Source organism: Pseudomonas cremoricolorata DSM 17059 = NBRC 16634 (genome assembly GCF_000425745.1).
In the GTDB taxonomy this organism is placed as follows: Bacteria; Pseudomonadota; Gammaproteobacteria; order Pseudomonadales; family Pseudomonadaceae; genus Aquipseudomonas; species Aquipseudomonas cremoricolorata.
This window is the reverse complement of the sequence record NZ_AUEA01000001.1, coordinates 81,780-105,225: the sequence shown is the minus strand read 5'-3', so window position 1 is coordinate 105,225 and position 23,446 is coordinate 81,780. Positions and strand designations below refer to the sequence as shown.

25 protein-coding genes are annotated in these 23,446 nt (G+C 63.8%); 16 read left to right on the top strand and 9 right to left on the bottom strand.

Annotated features, from left to right (window positions below; translation table 11 throughout):
* Positions 1–71: 71 nt before the first annotated feature.
* Entirely contained in the window at positions 72–1,352 is a 1,281-nt protein-coding gene (locus H618_RS0100500) for an NAD(P)/FAD-dependent oxidoreductase (protein WP_028693188.1), read from the top strand.
* Here the strand turns inward: H618_RS0100500 and H618_RS0100495 are convergent, their stop codons facing one another.
* Positions 1,353–1,574: a DUF1127 domain-containing protein gene (locus H618_RS0100495; RefSeq protein WP_028693187.1), complete on the bottom strand. Its 222-nt coding sequence runs from the start codon at positions 1,572–1,574 to the stop codon at positions 1,353–1,355. It lies immediately after the preceding gene.
* Positions 1,575–1,749: 175 nt separating this feature from the next.
* Here H618_RS0100495 and H618_RS0100490 point away from each other — a divergent pair, with 175 nt between their 5' ends.
* Positions 1,750–3,180: an aminotransferase-like domain-containing protein gene (locus H618_RS0100490; protein WP_161628440.1), complete on the top strand. Its 1,431-nt coding sequence runs from the start codon at positions 1,750–1,752 to the stop codon at positions 3,178–3,180.
* 70 nt (positions 3,181–3,250) lie between these two features.
* Positions 3,251–4,807: a phospholipase D family protein gene (locus H618_RS0100485; RefSeq protein WP_028693185.1), complete on the top strand. Its 1,557-nt coding sequence runs from the start codon at positions 3,251–3,253 to the stop codon at positions 4,805–4,807.
* A gap of 9 nt (positions 4,808–4,816) precedes the next feature.
* Here the strand turns inward: H618_RS0100485 and H618_RS0100480 are convergent, their stop codons facing one another.
* Both H618_RS0100480 and H618_RS0100475 read right to left on the bottom strand, forming a co-directional pair.
* Positions 4,817–5,956: an MFS transporter gene (locus H618_RS0100480; protein ID WP_028693184.1), complete on the bottom strand. Its 1,140-nt coding sequence runs from the start codon at positions 5,954–5,956 to the stop codon at positions 4,817–4,819.
* Positions 5,957–6,054: 98 nt separating this feature from the next.
* Entirely contained in the window at positions 6,055–7,548 is a 1,494-nt protein-coding gene (locus H618_RS0100475) for an aldehyde dehydrogenase (protein ID WP_028693183.1), read from the bottom strand.
* A 195-nt stretch (positions 7,549–7,743) separates the two neighbouring features.
* Here H618_RS0100475 and H618_RS0100470 point away from each other — a divergent pair, with 195 nt between their 5' ends.
* Positions 7,744–8,103 carry a cupin domain-containing protein gene (locus H618_RS0100470; protein ID WP_028693182.1) on the top strand — a complete coding sequence of 120 codons (360 nt, stop codon included), beginning with the start codon at positions 7,744–7,746 and terminating at the stop codon, positions 8,101–8,103.
* A gap of 183 nt (positions 8,104–8,286) precedes the next feature.
* Positions 8,287–8,532: a hypothetical protein gene (locus H618_RS0100465; RefSeq protein WP_028693181.1), complete on the top strand. Its 246-nt coding sequence runs from the start codon at positions 8,287–8,289 to the stop codon at positions 8,530–8,532.
* Positions 8,533–8,622: 90 nt separating this feature from the next.
* On the opposite strand, the gene rpmG is transcribed toward H618_RS0100465, so the two are convergent.
* Both rpmG and rpmB read right to left on the bottom strand, forming a co-directional pair.
* Positions 8,623–8,778, bottom strand: a complete 156-nt coding sequence (rpmG, locus tag H618_RS0100460) for a 50S ribosomal protein L33 (RefSeq protein ID WP_021702025.1) — start codon at positions 8,776–8,778, stop codon at positions 8,623–8,625.
* Positions 8,779–8,788: 10 nt separating this feature from the next.
* On the bottom strand, positions 8,789–9,025 hold the full coding sequence (gene rpmB / locus H618_RS0100455; protein ID WP_028693180.1) for a 50S ribosomal protein L28: 237 nt from the start codon (positions 9,023–9,025) through the stop codon (positions 8,789–8,791).
* Between the two features lie 363 nt (positions 9,026–9,388).
* Between rpmB and H618_RS0100450 the strand changes: the two genes are divergently transcribed.
* Complete coding sequence (locus H618_RS0100450; RefSeq protein WP_028693179.1) at positions 9,389–10,978, top strand: ABC transporter substrate-binding protein; 1,590 nt, start codon at positions 9,389–9,391, stop codon at positions 10,976–10,978.
* 6 nt (positions 10,979–10,984) lie between these two features.
* On the opposite strand, the gene radC is transcribed toward H618_RS0100450, so the two are convergent.
* Positions 10,985–11,665, bottom strand: a complete 681-nt coding sequence (radC, locus tag H618_RS0100445; protein WP_028693178.1) for a RadC family protein — start codon at positions 11,663–11,665, stop codon at positions 10,985–10,987.
* 125 nt (positions 11,666–11,790) lie between these two features.
* Between radC and coaBC the strand changes: the two genes are divergently transcribed.
* The 7 genes from coaBC (at position 11,791) to H618_RS0100410 (ending at position 17,656) form a co-directional block, all read left to right on the top strand.
* Positions 11,791–13,002 carry a bifunctional phosphopantothenoylcysteine decarboxylase/phosphopantothenate--cysteine ligase CoaBC gene (coaBC, locus tag H618_RS0100440; protein WP_028693177.1) on the top strand — a complete coding sequence of 404 codons (1,212 nt, stop codon included), beginning with the start codon at positions 11,791–11,793 and terminating at the stop codon, positions 13,000–13,002.
* A 5-nt stretch (positions 13,003–13,007) separates the two neighbouring features.
* Positions 13,008–13,463 (top strand): dUTP diphosphatase, encoded by a 456-nt coding sequence (gene dut / locus H618_RS0100435; protein ID WP_028693176.1) that lies wholly within the window; start codon positions 13,008–13,010, stop codon positions 13,461–13,463.
* 67 nt (positions 13,464–13,530) lie between these two features.
* A complete protein-coding gene (locus tag H618_RS0100430) occupies positions 13,531–14,919 on the top strand; it encodes a phosphomannomutase/phosphoglucomutase (RefSeq protein WP_028693175.1) in 1,389 nt (462 codons plus the stop codon).
* Between the two features lie 29 nt (positions 14,920–14,948).
* Entirely contained in the window at positions 14,949–15,863 is a 915-nt protein-coding gene (gene argB / locus H618_RS0100425; protein WP_028693174.1) for an acetylglutamate kinase, read from the top strand.
* 58 nt (positions 15,864–15,921) lie between these two features.
* A complete protein-coding gene (locus H618_RS0100420) occupies positions 15,922–16,602 on the top strand; it encodes a CsgG/HfaB family protein (protein ID WP_050577170.1) in 681 nt (226 codons plus the stop codon).
* A gap of 29 nt (positions 16,603–16,631) precedes the next feature.
* Positions 16,632–17,000: a DUF4810 domain-containing protein gene (locus tag H618_RS0100415; RefSeq protein WP_028693172.1), complete on the top strand. Its 369-nt coding sequence runs from the start codon at positions 16,632–16,634 to the stop codon at positions 16,998–17,000.
* A complete protein-coding gene (locus H618_RS0100410) occupies positions 16,997–17,656 on the top strand; it encodes a DUF799 domain-containing protein (protein WP_028693171.1) in 660 nt (219 codons plus the stop codon). Before H618_RS0100415 ends, H618_RS0100410 begins: the two co-directional genes overlap by 4 nt.
* Positions 17,657–17,750: 94 nt before the next feature.
* On the opposite strand, the gene pyrE is transcribed toward H618_RS0100410, so the two are convergent.
* A complete protein-coding gene (pyrE, locus tag H618_RS0100405; RefSeq protein ID WP_028693170.1) occupies positions 17,751–18,392 on the bottom strand; it encodes an orotate phosphoribosyltransferase in 642 nt (213 codons plus the stop codon).
* A gap of 80 nt (positions 18,393–18,472) precedes the next feature.
* Between pyrE and H618_RS0100400 the strand changes: the two genes are divergently transcribed.
* Entirely contained in the window at positions 18,473–19,252 is a 780-nt protein-coding gene (locus H618_RS0100400; RefSeq protein WP_028693169.1) for an exodeoxyribonuclease III, read from the top strand.
* A gap of 61 nt (positions 19,253–19,313) precedes the next feature.
* On the opposite strand, the gene rph is transcribed toward H618_RS0100400, so the two are convergent.
* Positions 19,314–20,036, bottom strand: coding sequence for a ribonuclease PH (rph, locus tag H618_RS0100395; protein WP_028693168.1), 723 nt, complete (start codon positions 20,034–20,036; stop codon positions 19,314–19,316).
* A gap of 177 nt (positions 20,037–20,213) precedes the next feature.
* On the opposite strand from rph, the gene H618_RS0100390 reads away from it, so the two are divergent.
* Positions 20,214–21,077: a YicC/YloC family endoribonuclease gene (locus tag H618_RS0100390; protein WP_028693167.1), complete on the top strand. Its 864-nt coding sequence runs from the start codon at positions 20,214–20,216 to the stop codon at positions 21,075–21,077.
* Positions 21,078–21,090: 13 nt separating this feature from the next.
* Positions 21,091–21,720, top strand: a complete 630-nt coding sequence (gmk, locus tag H618_RS0100385; RefSeq protein ID WP_028693166.1) for a guanylate kinase — start codon at positions 21,091–21,093, stop codon at positions 21,718–21,720.
* Between the two features lie 29 nt (positions 21,721–21,749).
* On the opposite strand, the gene H618_RS0100380 is transcribed toward gmk, so the two are convergent.
* Positions 21,750–23,297 (bottom strand): APC family permease, encoded by a 1,548-nt coding sequence (locus tag H618_RS0100380; protein WP_028693165.1) that lies wholly within the window; start codon positions 23,295–23,297, stop codon positions 21,750–21,752.
* Between the last annotated feature and the right edge of the window lie 149 nt (positions 23,298–23,446).

Genomic DNA, 23,446 nt, shown 5'->3' with positions numbered 1-23,446 from the left:
AGACCCGCGCTTGCCCGGCCCGGAAACCAGCGCTTATCCTCGCCTGCTCGCGCCCACGCCAGGATTCGCTCATGTCGCATACCGCCTCTTATTACGCTGCCAGCCGCAACGCCTCGCTCACATTGCCCGCCTTGCAAGGCACGCAGCGAGCCGATGTATGCGTCGTCGGCGGGGGGTTCTCGGGGCTGAACACCGCCATCGAACTGGCCCAGCGCGGGCTTTCGGTGATTGTCCTGGAAGCGCAGCAAATCGGTTGGGGCGCCAGCGGGCGCAACGGCGGACAGCTGATTCGCGGGGTTGGCCATGGCCTCGAGCAATTTCGCTCGGTGATTGGCGAAGACGGCGTGCGCAGCCTGCAACTGATGGGCCTGGAGGCGGTGGATATCGTTCGGCAACGGATCGAGGGCAATGCCATCGCCTGCGACTTGACCTGGGGTTACTGCGACCTGGCGAACAAACCCGGCGAGCTGGACGGGTTCGCCGAAGAGGCCGAGCACCTGCGCAGCCTGGGCTATCCGCATGAACTGAAACTGGTGGCCAAGGCCGACATGCACAGCGTGGTGGGCAGCGAGCGTTACGTCGGCGGCCTGATCGACATGGGCTCGGGCCACCTGCACCCGCTCAATCTGGCGCTGGGCGAAGCCGCACTGGCGCAGCGCCTGGGCGTGCAGTTGCACGAGCAGTCTGCGGTCACGCGCATCGACTACGGGCCGCAGGTGGCGGTGCACACGGCAACGGGCAAGGTCCAGGCCGACACCCTGGTGCTGTGCTGCAATGCCTACCTCAATGGCCTGAATGCAGAACTCGGTGGCAAGGTGCTGCCGGCCGGCAGCTACATCATCGCCACCGAGCCGCTCGGCGCCGAGCGCGCCAGGCAGTTGCTGCCGCGCAACATGGCAGTGTGCGACCAGCGCGTCGCCCTCGATTACTACCGACTGTCTGCCGACAACCGCCTGCTGTTCGGCGGCGCCTGCCACTACTCCGGGCGCGACCCGCAGGACATCGCCGGGTACATGCGGCCGAAGATGCTTAAGGTCTTCCCGCACCTGGCCGACGTGCGCATCGACTATCAATGGGGCGGCATGATCGGCATCGGCGCCAACCGCCTGCCCCAGATCGGCCGGCTCGCCAGCCAGCCCAACGTCTATTACGCCCAGGCTTATTCAGGCCATGGCGTCAACGCCACGCACCTGGCCGGACGCCTGCTCGGCGAAGCCATCAGCGGCCAGGCCAGCGGCCGCTTCGACCTGTTCGCCAAGGTCCCGCACATGACCTTCCCCGGCGGTAAATACCTGCGCTCTCCGCTGTTGGCCATGGGCATGCTCTGGCATCGACTCAAAGAGCTGGTCTGATCAGGCCTTCCAGAACGGTTTCGAACCTTCGGCGATGGCCTGCTCGCGGCTCAAGCCAATGTCGCGCAGGTGCTGATCGCTCAGGGCCAGCAGCGCTCGCCGGGTTCTCCAGCGCTGAACCAGGTATCCGTAGCGGCCCAGGCCGACAGCCGTCGGCTGGCCCGCCTGGGGCGTCTTGGCACGCTGCTGGGTCGCTGCACCGGTATCGCTCACTCCATTCATTGCCGTGTCTCCTGCTCACTGAACCGTGAACACAGCATCGCGCAGCCGTGGATGCTCAATACAGACGCAAACAATCTTTATTAAAACCATACAGAAATGCCCGAAACGGCCATGAATGCTGTATTTTTGCCCGATCTGTACCGGTCGTAAGCAGCTAGAGCTGCGGGAGTATGGGATGACGCTGTACATGAATCTTGCCCAATTGCTCGGCGCGCGGATCGAGCAAGGCCTGTACCGGCCCGGCCAGCGCCTGCCTTCGGTGCGCTCGTTGAGCGTCGAGCACGGCGTCAGCCTGAGCACCGTACAGCAGGCGTATCGCCTGCTCGAAGACAACGGTCTGGTCTCGCCGCGGGCCAAGTCGGGCTACTTCGTCAACGAAGGCCGCAGCCAGCCTGCCCTGCCGGCGATCAGCCGCCCCGTGCAGCGGCCTGTGGATATCTCGCAGTGGGAGCAAGTACTCGAGCTGGTGCGCAGTACCCCCAGCCCCGAGGTCATCCAGCTCGGCCGTGGCATGCCCGATGTCGACACCCCGACCCTCAAGCCGCTGCTGCGCAGCCTGGCGCAGCTGAGCCGGCGCCAGGACATGCCTGGCCTGTATTACGACACCATCCAGGGCAACCTGCACCTGCGCGAACAGATCGCCCGGCTGATGCTCGACTCAGGCTGCCAGCTGGGGCCTGCCGACCTCGTGGTCACCACCGGCTGCCACGAAGCGCTGTCGTGCAGCATCCGCGCCGTGTGCGAGCCGGGCGACATCGTCGCGGTCGACTCGCCGAGCTTCCACGGGGCCATGCAGACCCTCAAGGGTCTGGGCATGAAGGCGCTGGAAATCCCCACCGACCCGCTCACCGGAATCAGCCTGGAGGCCCTGGAACTGGCCTTGGAACAGTGGCCGATCAAGCTGATTCAGATCACCCCCAACTGCAACAATCCGCTGGGCTACATCATGCCCGAGGCGCGCAAGAAGGCTCTGCTGAACCTGGCGCAGCGTTTCGACGTGGCGATTCTTGAAGACGATGTGTATGGCGATCTGGCCTACACCTACCCGCGGCCACGCACCCTCAAGTCCTTCGACGATGACGGCCGGGTGCTGCTGTGCAGCTCGTTCTCCAAAACCCTGGCCCCGGGGCTGCGGGTCGGCTGGGTGGCGCCAGGGCGCTATCTGGAGCGGGTGCTGCACATGAAGTTCATCGGCACCGGCAGCACCGCCGTACAACCGCAACTGGCGATTGCCGACTTCATCGCCGGCGGTCACTACCAGCCGCACCTGCGGCGCATGCGTAGCCAGTACCAGCGCGGCCGCGACGTGATGAGTGACTGGGTGGCGCGCTACTTTCCGCCCGGTACCCGGGTCAGCCGCCCGCAGGGCGGTTTCGTGCTGTGGGTGGAACTGCCGGAAAGCTTCGATACCCTGCGCCTGAACCGCATCTTGCTCGAACAAGGGGTACAGATTGCCGTGGGCAGTATCTTCTCGGCCTCAGGCAAGTACCGGCACTGCCTGCGCATGAACTACGCGGGCCGGCCCTCGGCGCAGATCGAGGCGGCGGTGCGCACGGTCGGTGAAAGCGCACAGCGCCTGCTGGCCGAGCAGGCCAACCCGGCGTAACGTGCGCAGGTAACTTTGTCCCTCAAGGAAGGGTCATACCTGCAGCCTCCCGTACAGGACGATCCATTTCTTGAACCTCCAGCGCGCTTTGCCTCTTCTGCTGGCCCTGCTGCTTGGCCTCGGCGGCTGTGCCAGCGTCAGTCCTCCGCGCGAGATCAGCCACACGCTACCGGCCGAACAGTCGGCGTTCGGCCGCTCGGTCCAGCACCAGGCGGCCGAGCACGAGGGGCGATCGGGCTTTCGCCTGCTGCCCAACAGCACCGAAGCCTTCCACGCCCGCGCCGAGCTGCTGCGCCATGCCCAGACCAGCATCGACCTGCAGTACTACATCGTCCACGACGGCCTCAGCACCCGCGCACTGGTGCATGAGCTGCTCCAGGCCGCCGACCGTGGCGTGCGCGTGCGCGTGCTGCTCGACGACACCACCAGCGACGGCCTGGACACGCTGATCGGCACCCTGGCGGCGCACCCGAACATTCAGATTCGCCTGTTCAACCCGCTGCACCTGGGCCGCAGCACCGGCGTGACCCGCGCCGCCGGGCGCCTGTTCAACCTGTCGCTGCAACACCGGCGCATGCACAACAAGCTGTTCCTGGTGGACAACAGCATGGCCATCGTCGGCGGTCGCAATCTGGGCGATGAGTACTTCGATGCCGAGCCCAACCTCAATTTCACCGACATCGACATGCTCAGCGTCGGCCCCGTCGCCGAGCAGCTGGGGCACAGCTTCGACCAGTACTGGAACAGCGCCCTGAGCCGGCCAATCGGCGATTTTCTCTGGCAGCAACCCGATGCCCGCGACCTTGTGGCCAGCCGCCGCAGCCTGGACGCCTGGCTGGGCGACGCGCGCACCAAGCGTCACGTGCTATACGACCGGCTGATGGAATGGCAGCGCAAGCCGCGCCTGGACAAATGGCGCAATGAACTGATCTGGGCCCATGCGCAAGCGTTGTGGGACGCGCCGAGCAAGGTGCTGGCCAAGAACGAGCCAGATCCGCAGTTGCTCATGACCCGGCAACTGGCCCCAGACCTCAAGCACGTCGAGCACGAGCTGATTCTGGTCTCAGCCTATTTCGTCCCTGGCGAGACCGGCTTGCTCTACCTCACCGGGCGCGCCGATGCCGGGGTGACGGTAAAACTGCTGACCAACTCGCTGGAGGCCACCGACGTGCCAGCCGTGCACGGCGGCTATGCGCCCTACCGCCGCGCCCTGCTCGAGCATGGCGTGCAGTTGTTCGAGCTGCGCCGCCAGCCGGGCGACCCCAGCTCGACCCGTGGCCTGAATTTCCGTGGCAGTTCCGATTCGAGCCTGCACAGCAAAGCCATGGTGTTCGACGGCAAGAAGACCTTCGTCGGCTCGTTCAACTTCGACCCGCGCTCGGTGCTGTGGAACACCGAAGTGGGCATTCTGGTCGACAGCCCCAAGCTTGCCGCCTACACCCGCGAACTGGCCTTGCAGGGTATGGCCCCTGCGGTCAGCTACAGGCCGACCTTGCAGGGCGACAAACTGGTGTGGATCACCGAAGACAACGGCCAACTGCACACGCTGGAGCACGAGCCAGGCGGCCTGTGGCGGCGTTTCAACGCCTGGGTGGCAAAGGCGGTGGGCCTGGAACGCATGCTCTGAGCGGGCACCTCAGGCCGCGGCCGGCTCGAAGGCACCGCGGCGCTGGGTCAGCCATACCAGTCCGGCGGCACCCGCAGCCATCAGCCATAGCAGCGCGTGACCGCTCACCCACTGGCTGCCAGCCCCGGCCAGCAGCGGCCCGAGCAGGCAGCCGATGCCCCACAGCTGCGCCACGTGAGCATTGGCCCGCACCAGCGCATCATCCCGGTAGCGCTCGCCGATCAGCACCAGCGACAAGGTGAACAACCCGCCTGCGCTGGCACCGAACAGCACCCACAACGGCCACACCAGCGGCGTGTGCAGCAGAAACGGAATGGCCAGGCTGGACACCAGCAAGCTCAGCGCACAGGCGGTGAACAACAGGCGCCGCGAGACGCGGTCAGCCAGCGCACCGATGGGCAACTGCAGCACGGCATCGCCGACCACCACGGTACTGACCATGAACAGCGCCACTTCCGCGGTGAAGCCCTGTTGCAGGCAATACACCGGCAGCAGCGTCAGAATCATCGCCTCGAAGGCGGCGAACAACGCAATCGCCCAGGCGATCACCGGCAGGCGACGACAGAACCCCACCAGGTCCATCAGGCTGACGCTGCACGCTTCGGTGCTGGGCGCACCGCCACGGCCAATCAGTACCAGGGGCGCGATCAGCAACAGGCCGGTAGCTGCCCAGAAGCCGAAATCGTCGTCCGTGCCGAGCACACCCAGCAACAGCGGGCCGGCCAGTTGGCTCAGGGCATAGCTGCTGCCATACAGCGCCACCAGGCGGCCGCGCCACTGCTCGACCACCAGTTGGTTGATCCAGCTTTCGCCGAGGATGAACACCACGGTCAGGGCCATGCCAATCAACAGCCGCAGGCCCAGCCACAGCGGATAACTGTGCAGCACCGCCAACAGCCCGATCGACAGTGCCCCGCTCCACAGGCACACGCGCATGGCCGCCGGCACGCCAAGCCAGCCCGCCAGACGGCTGGACAGGCTCGCGCCCAGCAACACCCCCAGCGCCGGCATCGCCGCCATTACGCCAATGGCGAAGCCACCGTAGCCTTGCTGCTCCAGGCGCAGCGACACCAACGGCATGCTCACGCCCAGCGCCAGGCCGACACTGAGCACCGCCGCAAGCACGGCGAAATAAGTACCCCAACGCATGCAGCCCTCCCCGGCCCGGCATGATCAATGGCAGAAACGAAGCAGCCGGGTCGACCTGCGTCGACCCGGCTGCTGATGGCGGACGCCGTCCGCGGCGGTTACAGCTTGACCCAGGTGGCCTTCAGCTCGGTGTACTTCTCAAGCGCGTGCAGCGACTTGTCACGGCCGTTGCCCGACTGTTTGAAGCCGCCGAACGGCGCGGTCATGTCACCGCCGTCGTACTGGTTGACCCAGACGCTGCCGGCGCGCACCGCGCGGGCGGTCTTGTGCGCCTTGGAGATGTCTGCCGTCCAGATGCCTGCCGCCAGGCCATACGGCGTGTCGTTGGCAATGGCAATCGCTTCCTCGGCACTGTCGAAGGTGATCACCGACAACACCGGGCCGAAGATCTCTTCCTGGGCGATCTTCATGGCGTTGGTAACGCCGTCGAAGATGGTCGGCTCGACATAGGTGCCGCCGGTCTCTTCCAGGATGCGCTTGCCGCCAGTGAGCAGCGTGGCGCCGTCCTGATGGCCGGCCTCGATGTACGACAGCACCGTGTTCATCTGCTGAGTGTCGACCAGCGCACCAACGGTGGTCGCAGGGTCCAGCGGATTGCCTGGCTTCCAGGCCTTGAGCGCCTCGACTACACGCGGCAGGAACTGGTCGCGGATCGAGCGCTCCACCAGCAGACGCGAACCTGCGGTGCACACTTCGCCCTGGTTGAAGGCGATGGCGCTGGCGGCGGCCTGCGCGGCGGCTTCCAAGTCAGGCGCATCGGCGAAGACGATGTTCGGGCTCTTGCCGCCTGCCTCGAGCCACACGCGCTTCATGTTCGATTCGCCCGCGTAGATCATCAACTGCTTGGCGATGCGGCTGGAGCCGGTGAACACCAGGGTATCGACGTCCATGTGCAGGGCCAGCGCCTTGCCCACGGTGTGGCCGTAACCGGGCAGCACGTTGAGCACACCGGCAGGAATGCCAGCCTCGACTGCCAGTTGCGCGATCCGGATGGCCGTCAGCGGGGATTTTTCCGACGGCTTGAGCACCACCGAGTTACCGGTCGCCAACGCCGGGCCGAGTTTCCAGCAGGCCATCAGCAACGGGAAGTTCCACGGCACGATGGCCGCGACCACTCCGACCGGCTCGCGGGTCACCAGGCCCAGTTGGTCGTGCGGGGTCGGTGCGACTTCGTCGTAGACCTTGTCGATGGCCTCGGCAGTCCACTGGATGGCATTGGCCGCACCGGGTATGTCGATGCTGGAGGAATCGCCGATCGGCTTGCCCATGTCGAGGGTTTCCAGCAATGCCAGCTCCTCGACATTCGCACGCATCAGCTCGGCGAAGCGAATCAGGCGAGCCTTGCGCTTGGCCGGCGCCAGCGCCGACCAGACGCCGGAGGCGAAGGTGGCACGGGCGTTTTCCACCGCCAGGTTGGCATCGGCCAGGTCACAGCTGGCGACTTTGGCGAGGAAGCGACCGTCCACTGGGCTGAGGCAATCGAAGGTCTGGGCGGAACTGGCGTGGGTATACTCGCCATTGATGAAGGCGCGGCCTTCGATCTTCAGCTGTTGTGCACGTTGTTCCCAATCCGCACGCGTCAGGGTAGTCATACCAAACTCCTCCTCTTGTGTAGGTGCAACGCCGCACCGAGGACTTCTCGGCGTTGTCTGAAATACTGGCCGGGTACGCTATGCACACGGGCTGCGACACCCTAAACCAGGGCGGTCAGACTATCAATATATTTGACATTAAAGCCAGAAAAGCCCTTCTATGTTCATTTTATTAAACGGTCAAAGGGGTTAATCATGAGTATTGCCACCATCATAGACTTCGCCCAGGCGCTTACCGAGGCCGAAAGCTACCGACCCGCCGCGCAGAAGATCATCAAGGGCGAGCCCGATCAGTTGATCTACAACCACTACGCCAGCCCGTGCGGTCAGTTCGCTGCAGGCGTGTGGGAGGGTGCCGTAGGCCAATGGCAAGTGCATTACACCGAGCACGAATACTGCGAAATCGTTCAAGGCGTTTCGGTGTTGCGCGATGAGGCAGGCGAAGCCAAGACCTTGCGTGCGGGTGATCGCTTCGTGATTCCGGCAGGGTTCAAGGGCACTTGGGAAGTGCTCGAGCCGTGCCGCAAGATTTACGCGCTGTTCGAGTCCAAGTAGCGGCCAGCTTACCGTCCGGCAATCATGGCCTTGCAAGCAGCAGTGCGGCCTGGAGTTCGGACGGTTTCCAATGCAGGTCAGCACTGCCTTGGTGCAACATGGCAGCACTATCTACCGTTTTTTCTCGGCTCACCCGCGTCACCTTTGTACGACCCAATAAAGGGTGACCAACGAGGAAAGATCATGCAACCGTGCAAAGAAAGCATTGGCGACGTTAAACATCTGGTGGGTACGTCTTTCGTCCCCAGCGTCGTGGCCTACATTCAGGAAATGACTGGTATCTCGCGAGTCGAGAAGCTCAGGCCAACACGCGAAGCGCGCTTCTGCGAAGTTGAATATGAAGTCAAGGACGGCATCATCGTCAATATCTACGTCGCTCGCCACGCAAACCCCCATAGGGTGTGGATCGCGCCTGCGGAACGCGAGTGACGAGACCTGGAGTAATCCACTTCTTGCTGCGTAGAAGCAAAAAAAACCCGCCTCCTTTCGGACGCGGGTTTTTTCGGGTCGCTAGATCAATTACTTGATCTTGGCTTCCTTGTAGGTCACGTGCTTGCGAACAACCGGATCGTATTTCTTGATCTCGATTTTGTCCGGGGTAGTACGCTTGTTCTTGTCGGTGGTATAGAAGTGGCCAGTGCCAGCGCTCGATACCAGACGGATCAATTCACGCATGATGCTCTCCTTAAACCTTGTTGCCAGCGCGGCGAATGTCGACCAGAACGGCATCGATGCCGCGCTTGTCGATGATACGCATGCCCTTGGCGGAAACGCGCAGACGCACGAAACGCTTCTCGGACTCAACCCAGAAACGGTGGTGCTGCAGGTTCGGCAGGAAACGACGACGGGTTTTGTTGTTTGCGTGGGAAATGTTGTTCCCGGTTACCGGACCCTTACCGGTAACTTGACAGACTCTCGACATGCCTCAGCCCTCTAAAACCACATGCCCAACCCGGCATGGGTTGGCCGCTTAATCTCTCAGTCTTGGCGCCAGGCGCCGTATTTCAGGGGTCTTACACGACCGGGTCCGTTTGCACGGCAGGCCGAGCCCCTAGAAAAGAGCGCTGCTTTATACCAGAAAGAGTTCTTCGCAACAACAGATTATGCGCAGGAAGCTCAGGCCATACGCGGCCGACCAGCATAGCGACAGGGGCGCAGGGGTGTCGACCGTTTGTCGACGAATTTATCGTCACAGCGGTGGTCATTTGGAAACGTCGCCACTAGTGTGGTGGTCTTTTCCAGACTGCACCGGCAGATGGCTATCTGATCCTACCGAGGAGCCCACATGCGTGCCGCCACCCTTTGCTTCGCGTTGTCTTCCCTGTTCGCCGCGGGCCTTGCCCAGGCCGCGCCGCTGGTGGTGTGCACCGAGGCCAGCCCTGAAGGCTTCGATGTGGTTCAGTACAACTCGCTGACCACCACCAATGCCTCGGCCGACGTGCTGATGAACCGCCTGGTCGAATTCGACGCGGCGCAGGGCAAGGTGATTCCCAGCCTGGCCGAACAGTGGAAAGTTTCGGCCGATGGCCTGACCTACGATTTCACCTTGCGCAAAGGGGTGAAGTTCCACAGCACGGCCTACTTCAAGCCCACCCGCGAGCTACAGACCGACGACGTACTGTTCAGCTTCCAGCGCATGCTCTACCCGGCCCACGCGTGGTACAAAAGCGCACCCGGTGGCTACCCGCATGCCCAGTCGCTGCAACTGGCCAGCCTGATCAAGTCGATCGAGGCGCCCACCCCAGACACCGTACGCTTCACCCTCGACCACCCGGACGCCACCTTCCTGGCGACCTTGAGCATGGGCTTCGCGTCGATCTATTCCGCCGAATATGCCGACAAACTGCTCAAGGCCGGCGCCCAGGACAAGCTCAACAGCCAGCCGATCGGCACCGGGCCGTTCGTCTTCCAGCGTTTCCAGAAAGACGCCCTGGTACGCTACCGCGCCAACCCCGACTACTTCGCCGGCAAACCGGCAGTCGACCCGCTGATCTACTCGATCACCCCGGACGCCACCGTGCGCTTGCAAAAGCTCAAGCGCAACGAGTGCCAGGTGGCGCTTTCACCCAAGCCGCTGGACATCGCCGAAGCCAAGCAGGATGACACCCTGCAGGTCGCCAGCACGCCTGCGTTCATGACCGCCTTCGTCGCCATCAACAGCCAGCACCCGCCGCTGGACAAACCCGAGGTGCGCCAGGCGATCAACCTGGCCTTCGACAAGAACAGTTACCTGCAAGCGGTGTTCGAGAACACCGGCACTGCCGCCAATGGCCCGTACCCGCCGACCACCTGGGGCTATGCCAAGAATCTGCCCGGCTACCCGACCGACGTGGACAAGGCCAAGGCGCTGATGGCCAAGGCGGGCCTGGCGGATGGCTTCAGCACCACCATCTGGACGCGTCCGTCCGGCAGCCTGCTCAACCCCAACCCCAGCCTGGGCGCACAAATGCTTCAGGCCGACCTGAAGAAGATCGGCATCAAGGCTGAAATCCGCGTGATCGAATGGGGCGAGCTGATCCGCCGCGCCAAGACCGGCGAGCACGACCTGCTGTTCATGGGCTGGGCCGGTGACAATGGTGACCCGGACAACTTCCTCACCCCGCAGTTTTCCTGCGCCGCGGTGCAGTCGGGCACCAACTTCGCCCGCTTCTGCGACCCGCGCCTGGACCAGTTGATCACCGCCGGGCGCACCACCGCCGACCAGAGCGTGCGCAGCCGCCTGTACCAGCAGGCGCAGACCCTGATCCAGCAGCAGGCGCTGTGGCTGCCACTGGCCCACCCCACCGCCTCGACGTTGCTGCGCAAGGGTGTCGAGGGGTATCAGGTGAGCCCGTTCGGACGCCTGGACTTCGCCGGCACCTCGGCGCCGCGCTGATCGGCCTCAGGCGCTGAACCAACCGTGCTCGACCATCGACAACGGCTCGCCGTCGCCGACGATGATGTGATCGAGCACGCGCACGTCCACCAGCTTCAGCGCGGTCTTGAGGGTAAGGGTCAGGTGCAGGTCGTCGGGACTGGGCTCACACACCCCTGAAGGATGGTTATGACACAGGATCGCCGCAGCGGCGTTGCGCGCCAGTGCCCGTCGCACCACTTCGCGCGGGAACACACTGGCACGGTCGATGGTGCCGCGAAACAGCACTTCGAAGGCCAGCGGCCGATGCCGGCTGTCCAGGAACAGGCAGGCGAAGACCTCGCTGGCTTCATGGCGCATCATTGCCTTCAGGTAACGCCTGACCTGCTGCGGCGACTCCAGCGCCGGCTCGCGGGCGATGGACTCGGCCAGATGACGCCTGCCGATTTCCAACAGGGCCTGCAACTGCGCATAACGCACCGGCCCCAGCCCCGCTTCGCCGAGAAACGTCGCCTTGTCGGCCTCCAGCACCTGCCGCAGACCACCGAAGCGGGCAAGCAGCCCGCGGGCCAGATCGACCACGTTACGCCCGCGCACGCCCGAGCCGAGCAACACGGCCAACAGCTCGGCATCCGACAGGCCGGCAGCACCTTGCTCGAGCAACTTTTCCCGTGGCCGTTCGGCCAAAGGCCATTCCCTGATGTTCATCGACGCTCCTTGTGTGGTACTGCGGCGCATTTGGGCGCTGTGTTAACCTAGTTCGTCCCGTAGATGCGACGATCCGCCGCAGGCAGGTTCGTCGCCGCACGCTCTCTCTGGAAAAAGGCCTTTCTATGCAGCGGCTGTATCGCAAGCGCATCGTGCTCGGCGTAGGAGGCGGTATTGCCGCCTACAAAAGCGCCGAGCTGATTCGCCGGCTCCTGGAACATGGCGCGCAGGTGCGCGTCGTCATGACCCGTGGCGGTGCCGAGTTCATCACCCCGCTGACCTTGCAGGCGCTGTCCGGACACCCGGTACACCTGGATCTGCTCGACCCGGCCGCCGAAGCCGCCATGGGCCATATCGAACTGGCCAAATGGGCCGACCTGGTGCTCATCGCCCCGGCCACCGCCGACCTCATGGCACGCCTGGCCCAGGGCATGGCCGATGATCTGCTGACCACCCTGGTGTTGGCGACCGATGCCACTGTCGCCGTCGCGCCAGCGATGAACCAGGCCATGTGGCGCGACCCGGCCACCCAGGCCAACCTGCAACTGCTGCAACAGCGCGGTATTCAGGTATTCGGCCCGGCCTCGGGCAGCCAGGCCTGCGGCGACGTCGGCCTGGGCCGCATGCTCGAAGCCAGCGACCTGGCCTGGTGCGCGGCCGAGAGCTTCAAGCGCCAGTCGCTGACCGGCAAGCACGTGCTGATCACCGCAGGTCCGACCCAGGAAAACATCGATCCGGTGCGCTACATCACCAATCATAGCTCCGGGAAGATGGGCTTCGCCCTGGCCGAAGCGGCCGCCGAGGCCGGGGCTCGGGTGACCCTCGTGACCGGCCCGGTGCACTTGCCAACGCCCGACCGGGTGACGCGAATCGACGTGGTCAGCGCGCGAGACATGCTCGCCGCCTGCGAAGCGGCCATGCCCTGTGATCTGTTGATCGCCTCGGCGGCGGTTGCAGACTACCGCCCAGAAGTCGTTGCCTCGCAGAAGCTGAAGAAAGATCCCACGACCGGTGACGGCATGCTGCTGCAGATGGTGCGCAATCCGGATATCCTTGCCACCCTCGCTGGCCGTCACGACCGTCCGTTCAGCGTGGGCTTCGCCGCCGAAACCGAGCACCTGCTCGACTACGCCACGCGCAAGCTCAAGGACAAGAACCTCGACCTGATCGTCGCCAATGACGTGGCCAACCCCAGCATTGGCTTCAACAGCGAGGAAAACGCCTTGACGGTGATCGACCGCCAGCAGCAGCAAACCCTCTTCGCGCAGACCAGCAAGGGCAAGATCGCCCGGCAACTGGTCAGCTTCATCGCCGAACGTCTCAATCAGGTTCAATAAGTCAGATGCACGCTCTTCAAGCCAAGATCCTCGACCCTCGTCTGGGCAGCCAATTCCCCCTCCCGCAGTACGCCACCCCAGGCTCGGCAGGCCTCGACCTGCGCGCCCTGCTGCAACACGACACCGTGCTCGAACCGGGCCAGACCGTGCTGATTCCCACTGGCCTGTCGATCCATGTCGCCGACCCGGGGCTGGCGGCGCTGATCTTGCCGCGCTCAGGCCTGGGGCATAAGCACGGCATCGTGCTTGGCAACCTGGTCGGGTTGATCGACTCCGATTACCAGGGCGAGTTGATGGTGTCGTGCTGGAACCGTGGCAGCACGTCGTTCACCATCACCGTAGGCGAGCGCATCGCGCAGTTGGTGCTGGTGCCGGTGGTGCAGGCGCAGTTCGAGATCGTCGAGCACTTCGACGCCTCGCAGCGTGGCGAAGGTGGCTTCGGTCACTCCGGCAGCCAGTGAACCTTTAACGCCAAGAACTACTGTGACCCACAGGTTGGGCACCTCTCCAGACCCAGAGGCACCTTGCATGGACGAACAGGTTCCTACGCTGCCGGCGAGCATCTTCCGCGCTTACGACATCCGTGGCGTGGTCGGAAAAACCCTGGACGCCGATGCTGCCTACTGGATCGGCCGCGCCATCGGCGCCGAAAGCCTGGCCCAGGGCGAGGCGCAGGTGGCCGTGGGTCGCGACGGGCGTCTGTCCGGCCCGTCGCTGGTCGCGCGCCTGATCGAGGGTCTGGTGGACGCCGGCTGCCAGGTCAGTGACGTCGGCATGCTACCGACGCCGGCCTTGTACTACGCCGCGCATACCTTGCCGGGACGCTCGGCAGTGATGCTCACCGGCAGCCACAACCCGCCGGACTACAACGGTTTCAAGGTCATCATCGCCGGCGACACCTTGGCCAACGAGCAGATTCTCGGCCTGCTGGCGCGGCTCAACGAGGGCCGCCTCAGCCGCGGCCAGGGCCAGGTCGAGCGGCTCGATATCCTCCAGCGCTACCAGCAGCGCATTCTGGCCGACATTCGCCTGGCCCGGCCGCTCAAGGTAGTGGTCGATTGCGGCAATGGCGTCGGCGGCGTGGTGGCGCCCCAGTTGATCGGGGCACTGGGCTGTGAAGTCGTGCCGCTGTTCTGCGAGGTCGACGGCAACTTCCCCAATCATCACCCTGACCCGGGCAAGCCGGCGAATCTACAGGCACTGATCGCCAAGGTGCAGGAAACCGGCGCCGACCTGGGCCTGGCTTTCGATGGCGATGCCGACCGGGTCGGGGTGGTCACCAACGCCGGCACCATCATCTACCCAGACCGCCTGCTGATGCTGTTCGCCCAGGACGTGCTGGCGCGAAACCCCGGCGCCCTGGTGCTGTTCGACGCCAAGTGCACCCGCCGCCTGCCGGCGCTGATCGCCGCGCACGGCGGCACCAGCCTGATGTGGAAGACCGGCCATTCGTTGATGAAGAAGAAAATCAGGGAAACCGGGGCCCTGCTGGCCGGCGAGATGAGCGGCCATCTTTTCATTCAGGAGCGCTGGTACGGCTTCGATGATGGCATCTACGTCGGCGCGCGCCTGCTGGAGATCCTCAGCCGCAGCGACGCGGACGCCGAGTCGGTGTTCGCCGCCTTCCCGGATGATATTTCCACACCGGAAATCAACATTGATGTGACCGACGAAGGTAAATTCAGCATCATTGCAGCGCTGAATCGCGATGCCGAATGGGGCGATGCCGACTTGACCACCGTCGATGGCGTACGCGTCGACTACCCCCGCGGCTGGGGCCTGGTGCGCGCCTCCAATACCACGCCGGTGCTGGTGCTGCGCTTCGAGGCCGATGATCAGGCCGAACTGCAACGTATTCAGCGTATTTTCCGCACGCAGTTGCTCCGGGTTGCCCCCGAACTGCAACTGCCGTTCTGACCGACCCTCTGTTTTCACTGGAGTCCCGCATGACCCTCGAACGCGATGCCGCTTCCCAAGTCGCCAAGGTACTGTCCGAAGCGCTGCCCTACATCCGCCGCTTTGTCGGCAAGACCCTGGTGATCAAGTACGGCGGCAACGCGATGGAGAGCGAAGAGCTCAAGACCGGCTTTGCCCGCGACATCGTGCTGATGAAGGCGGTGGGCATCAACCCGGTGGTGGTCCACGGCGGCGGCCCGCAGATCGGCGATCTGCTCAAGCGCCTGTCGATCGAAAGCCACTTCATCGATGGCATGCGCGTCACCGACGCGGCGACCATGGACGTGGTGGAAATGGTGCTGGGCGGCCAGGTCAACAAGGACATCGTCAACCTGATCAACCGCCATGGCGGCAGCGCCATTGGCCTGACCGGCAAGGACGCCGAGCTGATTCGCGCCAAGAAGCTCAAGGTCAGCCGTCAGACCCCAGAAATGACCACGCCCGAGATCATCGACATCGGCCACGTCGGCGAGGTGGTCGGGGTCAATACCGACCTGCTCAACATGCTGGTCAAAGGCGACTTCATTCCGGTGATCGCGCCAATCGGTGTTGGCGCCGACGGTGAGTCGTACAACATCAACGCCGACCTGGTCGCCGGCAAGGTGGCCGAGGCGCTGAAAGCCGAGAAGCTGATGCTGCTGACCAACATCGCCGGCCTGATGGACAAGCAAGGCCAGGTACTCACCGGCCTGACCACCGAGCAGGTCAACGAGCTGATCGCCGACGGCACCATCTACGGCGGCATGCTGCCGAAAATCAAGTGCGCCCTGGAAGCGGTGCAAGGCGGCGTCAACAGCTCGCACATCATCGATGGGCGCGTGCCCAACGCCGTACTGCTGGAGATTTTCACCGACAGCGGCGTCGGCACCCTGATCACCAACAAGAAACGCGCCCTGATCAACTGATTCACCTGGGGGCGGCACCTGCCGCCCCATTCGTTCCTATCCCTTCTGGAGAAACCGCGTGAAATACGCATCACATGGACTCGTGCTGGCTGCCGCCATCGCTTTCGGGTCACTCGCTGGCTGCGCCACTGAAACCTCTAGAGCCGTTGCCGTGCAACAGGTCGAAAGCGTCAACCGCCCCTACACCGGCCAGCGCTCGCCGATTGCCGTCGGCAAGTTCGACAACCGCTCCAGCTACATGCGCGGCATCTTCTCCGATGGCGTCGACCGCCTCGGCGGCCAGGCCAAGACCATCCTCATCACCCACCTGCAGCAGACCAACCGTTTCAGCGTGCTGGACCGCGACAACATGAGCGAAATCCAGCAGGAAGCGGCGATCAAGGGTCAGGCCCAGCGCCTGCGCGGTGCCGACTACGTGGTGACCGGCGACGTCACCGAGTTCGGCCGCAAGGAAGTCGGCGATCACCAACTGTTCGGCATCCTCGGCCGCGGCAAGACGCAGATCGCCTACGCCAAGGTGGCGTTGAACATCGTCAACATCAGCACCTCGGAAGTGGTCTATTCGACCCAGGGCGCCGGTGAGTACGCCCTGTCCAATCGCGAGATCGTCGGCTTCGGCGGCACTGCCAGCTACGACTCCACACTCAACGGCAAGGTGCTTGACCTGGCCATGCGCGAAGCGGTCAACAAACTGGTCAACGCCGTAGACAACGGGCAATGGAATCCCCAGGCCAAATAATCGGCCCGCACGACAAGGAAACAGTTTCGATGAGCATTACCCTACCGGCCTGGCGCACTGGCGCCGGGCTGCTGCTGGGCAGTCTGCTGCTGGCCGGCTGCAACATGCCCAAGCCGCTGTATCAGTGGGAAAGTTACCAGCCGCAGGTCTATGAGTACTTCAATGGCCAGTCCAAGGAAGAACAGGCCATCGCCCTGGAGCGCGACCTGGAGAAGATCAAGGCGAAGAATGGCGCCGTACCGCCGGGCTACCATGCCCAGCTGGGCCTGCTGTATTCGGAGCTGGGTCGTGACGACCAGATGGTTCAGCAGTTCAACACCGAGAAGGCGCTGTTCCCTGAATCAGCCGCCTACATGGACTTTCTGCTGAGCAACGCCGGGCAAGGAGCCAAACGATGATCAAGCGACTGACTCAACTGGTACTGGGTGCCTGCATCGTGGCCCTGTTCAGCGGCTGCGCCGAGCGCCAGACGGTGGACTATTCGGCGTACAAGCAAGCGCGGCCCAAGTCGATTCTGATCATGCCGCCGCTGAACCAGTCGCCGGATGTGAAGGCGACCTACAGCATGCTCTCGCAGGTCACCTATCCGCTGGCCGAGGCGGGCTACTACGTGATGCCGGTGGCCTTGGTGGCACAGACGTTCAACCAGAACGGCCTGACCCAGCCCGAGGACATCCATCAGTTGCCGCCACAGAAGCTGCGCGAGATTTTCGGCGCGGATGCCGGGCTGTACGTGACCGTCAGCGATTACGGCACCCGCTACATGGTCCTCGCCAGTGCGACCATCGTCACCGCCAGCGCCAAGCTGGTCGACCTGAAGACCGGCAGCACTCTGTGGACCGGCAGTGCCACGGCCTCGAGCCAGGAAAACCAGCAGAACCAGGGTGGCTTGATCGGCATGCTGGTGGTCGCGGCGCTGAACCAGATCATCAGCAGTGCCCAGGACGACGCCGGCTACCCGATCGCCGGAATCACCAGCGCCCGCCTGCTGACGCCCTACCCCAACGGCGGCATCCTCTACGGACCACGTTCACCGAAGTACGGCACCGACTGAGGCAAAGCCGCTCCTATACACGACCGCGTAGGAGCGGCCGGTCGGCGCTCCGGTTTAGCCGCGATGGCCGGCCGCGCCGGCCCAGTTCACGCGATCAAATACCGTACTGCGCCCGGTAGGCTTCGACGGCGGGAAGATGCTGCTTGAGTTGCGGGTCGTCGGCGAGGAATTCCAGCACTTGGGTCAGCGAAACGATGCTGACCACCGGAATGGCGAAGTCGCGCTCGACTTCCTGGATGGCGGACAGCTCGCCATTGCCACGCTCTTCGCGGTTCAGCGCGATCAACACGCCGGCCGCCTTGGCCTGCTGCGCCTCGATGATCTGCATCACTTCACGAATGGCTGTACCGGCGGTGATCACGTCATCGATGATCAGCACCTCACCGGCCAGTGGCGCGCCAACCAGGCTACCGCCTTCGCCGTGGGCCTTGGCTTCCTTGCGATTGAAGCACCAGGGCATGTCGAGCTGATGCTGTTCGGCCAGGGCGACCGCCGTGGCAGCAGCCAGCGGAATACCTTTGTAGGCAGGGCCGAACAACACATCGAAGGGGATCTTGCTGTCGACAATGGCCGCGGCATAGCAGCGACCCAGTTGCGCCAGCGCCGAGCCGGTATTGAACAGGCCGGCATTGAAGAAATAAGGGCTGGTACGCCCCGATTTCAACGTGAACTCACCGAAGCGCAGAACGCCGCGGTCGATGGCAAAACGAATGAAGTCACGCTGATACGGCTGCATGTAAAGTCCCGAATACCACGGATTTAGCTAAATGAGTTGAGCTCGGGTATCATACACGCACGAGATTTTTGGGGCCATTTATGCGGATCATCAGTGTGAACGTCAATGGCATTCAGGCAGCGGCCGAGCGTGGATTGCTCAGCTGGCTTCAAGCCCAGAATGCCGACGTCATCTGCCTCCAGGACACCCGCGCCTCGGCCTTTGAACTCGATGACCCAGCTTTCCAGCTCGATGGCTATTTCCTTTATGCCTGCGAAGCGGAGGTGCCCGCCCAAGGTGGCGTTGCGCTCTACTCGCGGATGCAGCCCAAGGCAGTCATCACCGGCCTGGGCTTCGAGACGGTCGACCGTTACGGGCGTTACCTGCAAGCAGATTTCGACAAAGTCAGTATTGCCAGCCTGTTGCTGCCTTCGGGCATGAACGGCGATGAAGACTTGAACCAGAAGTTCAAGTTGATGGACGACTTCGGCAAGTACCTGGACAAACAACGGCGCAAACGCCGTGAATATATCTACTGCGGCTCACTGTATGTAGCGCAGCAGAAACTGGACATCAAGAACTGGCGCGACAGTCAGCAATCGCCTGGTTTCCTGCCACCTGAACGTGCCTGGCTCGATTCGGTGGTTGGCGACATGGGCTATGTCGACGCACTGCGCGAAGTCAGCCGCGAGGGCGATCAGTACAGCTGGTGGCCCGATAACGAACAAGCCGAAATGCTCAACCTCGGCTATCGCTTCGACTATCAGTTGCTGACCCCCGGCCTGCGCCGCTTCGTTCGCAATGCCCGTCTGCCACGCCAGCCGCGCTTCTCGCAACACGCGCCGCTGATCGTCGATTACGACTGGACGCTGACCATCTAAGCGCCCTGGCGAACACAAAAAAGCCGACTTCAACGTCGGCTTTTTCGTGTCTGCCCAGCTGTCAGTCGACCAGCGCGGCCTTCTGCAACTCGAAAATCTCGTCCATGCCCTTCTGCGCCAGCGCCAGCATGGCGTTGAAGTCTTCCGGCTGGAACGGCGCACCTTCGGCAGTGCCCTGCACTTCGATGAAACCACCCGCGCTGGTCATCACCACGTTGAGGTCGGTTTCGGCAGCGGAGTCTTCCAGGTAGTCGAGGTCGAGTACCGCTTCGCCTTTGTACATGCCCACCGATACCGCGGCGATCATGTGCTTGAGCGGATCACCGCCCTTCAGGCCGCCGCGCTTCTTGATCACGCGCAAGGCATCGACCAGCGCGACCATGGCACCGGTGATGGACGCCGTGCGGGTGCCGCCATCGGCCTGGATCACATCGCAGTCGACGTACAGGGTGATGTCGCCCAGCTTGCTCATGTCCAGCGCGGCGCGCAGCGAGCGGCCGATCAGGCGCTGGATTTCCAGGGTGCGGCCGCCTTGCTTGCCACGGCTTGCCTCACGCTGGTTACGTTCACCGGTCGAGCGCGGCAGCATGCCGTACTCGGCAGTCAGCCAGCCCTGGCCTTGCCCCTTGAGGAAGCGCGGCACACCGTTCTCGACGCTGACGGTGCAGATGACCTTGGTGTCACCGAACTCGACCAGAACCGACCCCTCGGCGTGCTTGGTGTAATTGCGGGTGATGCGGATCGAGCGGAGTTGGTCGGCAGCGCGACCACTTGGACGTTTCATCTGGAATACCTGTACCGGGTTCGAATCTGCCGGGCAGTATAAAGCCGGGGCTGCGACGAGGACATGCCTATCGTCGCGGGGAGTGGATTGGGCGGCGCTGCCGCACTGCGCTACAATCCTGCGCCTTGCAGCCGCATGGCTGATCTTCAACTCATCACCGTTCGCGAGGTCGTCCCCATGGTGCACAGCATGACCGCTTTTGCTCGCGTCGAGCGCGCCGGCAGCCAAGGCACCCTGGCCTGGGAGCTGCGCTCGGTCAATCACCGCTACCTCGAGCCGCACCTGCGCCTGCCCGAAGCGCTGCGCGACCTCGAAGGCGCGGTTCGCGAAGGCCTGCGTCAGGGCCTGTCGCGGGGCAAGGTCGAATGCACCTTGCGCCTGGCCGAAGACAGCACCGGCAAGCCGCTGCAGGTCGACCGCGAGCGCGCAGCGCAACTGGTGGCCGCCGCCGAGACCGTGGCCAGCCTGATCCAGCAGCCGGCCCCGCTCAATCCGCTGGAAGTACTGGCCTGGCCCGGTGTGCTGGTGGCCGATGCCAGCGACCCGCAGGCGCTCAACGCCGAGGCCATGAGCCTGTTCGACGAGGCCCTCAAGGAGCTGGTTGCCGGCCGTCTGCGCGAAGGCCAGGAGCTGGCCCGTCTGATCAACGAGCGCCTCGACAGCATGGCCCGCGAGGTCACCACCCTGCGCGAGCTGGTGCCGCAGATGCTCGCCGCCCAGCGGCAGAAGGTGCTCGACCGCTTCCGCGACATGCAGGCCGAACTCGACCCGCAGCGCCTGGAGCAGGAAATGGTCCTGCTGGCGCAGAAAAGTGACGTTGCCGAAGAGCTGGATCGTCTCGACACCCACATTGGCGAAGTTCGCCGGGTATTGAAGTCGGCCGGCGCTGCTGGTCGGCGCCTGGATTTTTTGATGCAGGAACTCAACCGCGAAGCCAACACCCTCGGTTCCAAGGCCTTCGACCCGCGCAGCACCCAGGCGGCGGTCAACCTCAAGGTGTTGATCGAACAGATGCGTGAACAAGTACAGAACATCGAGTAAGGCCATTCCCACCATGAATCACTGCAGCGGCACCCTCTATATCGTTTCGGCGCCCTCCGGCGCCGGCAAGACCAGCCTGGTCACGGCGCTCACCGCCCGCGACAGCGCCGACAGCAAGATCCGCGTGTCGGTCTCGCACACCACCCGCGCCATGCGCCCAGGCGAAGTCGATGGGGTGAACTACCACTTCGTCAGCCAGGCGCAGTTCAAGGAACTGATCGCCCAGGGCGACTTTCTCGAGCATGCCGAAGTGTTCGGCAACCACTACGGCACCTCGCGCAGCGCGATCCAGCAGACCCTCGATGAAGGTTTCGACCTGATTCTGGAAATCGACTGGCAGGGCGCGCAGCAGGTGCGCGAATTGATGCCGGACGTTCGCTCGATCTTCATCATGCCGCCCAGCAAAGAGGCGCTGCGTCATCGTCTGGACGGCCGCGGCCAGGACAGCGAGGCGATCATCGCCGCACGCATGAGCGAAGCGGTCAGCGAGATGCAGCACTATCAGGAATTCGACTACGTCATCGTCAACGATGACTTCGAACTGGCCTTGCAGGACCTGCGCGCGGTGTTCCTGGCCAACCGCGTACTGCTGAGCAAACAGCGCCTGCGCCATGCCGCGCTGTTCGAACAACTGATCGCTTGAAGCAAGGGCCCGTTCACGGGCCCTTTTTCTTAGTCGCGCAGTTGCAAGGTCGCCTGCTGCTGCAGCGTGGCGCCGAGAAAGAACGCCGGCGCCCGCAGCCGTGACAGCACCATCAACACGATGCCCAGCACAGAGATGATCGCGGCGATCACGAACACCAGCCCGAGCCCGCCAACATGCGAACCGCTGCCGAAATCCGGCGAGGCGCTGTCGATGGCGGTACGCACGAAGATCACCGAAAGAATCACGCCACCCACCAGCGGGCACAGTCCGCGCATCAGCAGATGCCGCAGGCTGCTGAACAGGCTATGGCGGAAGTACCAGACGCAGGCGAACGCCGTCAGCGAGTAATAGAAGCAGATCATCATGCCCAGCGCGGTGATGGTGTCGGCCAGCACGTTCTCGCTGAGGGTGCGCATGGTGACGTAGAACACCGCCGCCGCAATTCCTGCACAGATGGTTGCGTAGCGGGGGGTCTGCGAGCGCGGGCAGACCCGGGCAAAACGCTGCGGCACCGCGCCGTAATAGCCCATGGCGAGCAGGGTGCGCGCTGGCGAAACGAAGGTCGATTGCAGTGAGGCTGCGGTACTGGCGAGCACGGCGATCGACATCAGGATCGCCAGTGGCCCCATCACCGGCCCGGCCAGGTGGGCGAACACGTTTTCCTGAATGCGCGGATTGCCCAGGCCCAGGCCCTCTTCGCTGATGCCAGCGAATTGCAGGGTGGCGATGCCGGTCAGCAAGTACAGACAGAGAATCAGCAGCACCGTCCAGGTCGCAGCCTTGCCCGGGACCTCCTCGCTGCCGATGGATTCCTCGCTGACCGTCAGGCACACATCCCAGCCCCAGAAGATGAAGATCGACAATGACAGCCCGGCGGCGAAGGCCGAGAACGACTCGACCCCGAACGGGTTGAACCACGACAGATCGAACGCTAGCGGCGGTGGCGCCGTAGTTTCACCGAAGGCGGCGAAAGCGAAGCCGATCAACACCAAAAGCTGCAAGGCCACCAGGGCGTACTGCACGGTCATGGTGGTGCCCATGCCGCGGCAACAGATCCACACCGCCAGGGCGATGAACACGCAACAGGTGGTGATGTTGATCAGCAGGTTGTCGGCCAGCCCGGCAAGGCTCTGCTCGCCGGTGATCTGCCCGATGAACAGGTAGAAGAAGTCGACCGCGACCCCGGCGAGGTTGGACAACACGATGGTGGTCGCCACCACCAGGCCCCAGCCGCCGATCCAACCGATCATCGGCCCGAAGGCGCGGGCCGACCAGGTGAACGAGGTGCCGCTGTCGGGTTCGGCGGCATTCAGCTCGCGGTAACCCAGCGCGACCAGCAGCATCGGCAGGAAGCCGACGATGAACACCGCCGGCAGGTGCGCACCGACTTCACGGACAGTCGGCCCCAGCGCGCCAGTCAGGGTGTAGACCGGGGCGATGGTGGAAATGCCCAGCACCACGCTGGCCAGCAACCCAAGGCGGCCTTTGGCCAGGCCTTTGCTGGCGGTCTTGCCTGGCGCTGCCGACTCAGCCAGGCCATCGGGAGGGCGGCCGGCTTCTGTGTATTCGCTCATGAGTATTTGCCATCGCTATTGATATTGTTTTCGCAGACCTTGCATACAAGGGCTACTCGGACTCATTGCACGCTGGCTGACACGACCGCACGCTCGCCGCTGCCAGTCATGTTCGCTACAGGCTCTGGCGGATGTCCTCCAGCCAGTAC

Coding starts and splice junctions, on each gene's coding strand:
- H618_RS0100390 (WP_028693167.1), top strand. CDS start 20,214: ATGGTGCACAGCATGACCGCTTTTGCTCGCGTCGAGCGCGCCGGCAGC.
- coaBC (WP_028693177.1), top strand. CDS start 11,791: ATGCAGCGGCTGTATCGCAAGCGCATCGTGCTCGGCGTAGGAGGCGGT.
- H618_RS0100500 (WP_028693188.1), top strand. CDS start 72: ATGTCGCATACCGCCTCTTATTACGCTGCCAGCCGCAACGCCTCGCTC.
- H618_RS0100430 (WP_028693175.1), top strand. CDS start 13,531: ATGGACGAACAGGTTCCTACGCTGCCGGCGAGCATCTTCCGCGCTTAC.
- H618_RS0100380 (WP_028693165.1), bottom strand. CDS start 23,297: ATGAGCGAATACACAGAAGCCGGCCGCCCTCCCGATGGCCTGGCTGAG.
- rph (WP_028693168.1), bottom strand. CDS start 20,036: ATGAAACGTCCAAGTGGTCGCGCTGCCGACCAACTCCGCTCGATCCGC.
- H618_RS0100475 (WP_028693183.1), bottom strand. CDS start 7,548: ATGACTACCCTGACGCGTGCGGATTGGGAACAACGTGCACAACAGCTG.
- H618_RS0100415 (WP_028693172.1), top strand. CDS start 16,632: ATGAGCATTACCCTACCGGCCTGGCGCACTGGCGCCGGGCTGCTGCTG.
- radC (WP_028693178.1), bottom strand. CDS start 11,665: ATGAACATCAGGGAATGGCCTTTGGCCGAACGGCCACGGGAAAAGTTG.
- H618_RS0100470 (WP_028693182.1), top strand. CDS start 7,744: ATGAGTATTGCCACCATCATAGACTTCGCCCAGGCGCTTACCGAGGCC.
- H618_RS0100490 (WP_161628440.1), top strand. CDS start 1,750: ATGACGCTGTACATGAATCTTGCCCAATTGCTCGGCGCGCGGATCGAG.
- H618_RS0100450 (WP_028693179.1), top strand. CDS start 9,389: ATGCGTGCCGCCACCCTTTGCTTCGCGTTGTCTTCCCTGTTCGCCGCG.
- H618_RS0100480 (WP_028693184.1), bottom strand. CDS start 5,956: ATGCGTTGGGGTACTTATTTCGCCGTGCTTGCGGCGGTGCTCAGTGTC.
- H618_RS0100400 (WP_028693169.1), top strand. CDS start 18,473: ATGCGGATCATCAGTGTGAACGTCAATGGCATTCAGGCAGCGGCCGAG.
- dut (WP_028693176.1), top strand. CDS start 13,008: ATGCACGCTCTTCAAGCCAAGATCCTCGACCCTCGTCTGGGCAGCCAA.
- rpmG (WP_021702025.1), bottom strand. CDS start 8,778: ATGCGTGAATTGATCCGTCTGGTATCGAGCGCTGGCACTGGCCACTTC.
- argB (WP_028693174.1), top strand. CDS start 14,949: ATGACCCTCGAACGCGATGCCGCTTCCCAAGTCGCCAAGGTACTGTCC.
- H618_RS0100495 (WP_028693187.1), bottom strand. CDS start 1,574: ATGAATGGAGTGAGCGATACCGGTGCAGCGACCCAGCAGCGTGCCAAG.
- H618_RS0100465 (WP_028693181.1), top strand. CDS start 8,287: ATGCAACCGTGCAAAGAAAGCATTGGCGACGTTAAACATCTGGTGGGT.
- rpmB (WP_028693180.1), bottom strand. CDS start 9,025: ATGTCGAGAGTCTGTCAAGTTACCGGTAAGGGTCCGGTAACCGGGAAC.
- gmk (WP_028693166.1), top strand. CDS start 21,091: ATGAATCACTGCAGCGGCACCCTCTATATCGTTTCGGCGCCCTCCGGC.
- pyrE (WP_028693170.1), bottom strand. CDS start 18,392: ATGCAGCCGTATCAGCGTGACTTCATTCGTTTTGCCATCGACCGCGGC.
- H618_RS0100410 (WP_028693171.1), top strand. CDS start 16,997: ATGATCAAGCGACTGACTCAACTGGTACTGGGTGCCTGCATCGTGGCC.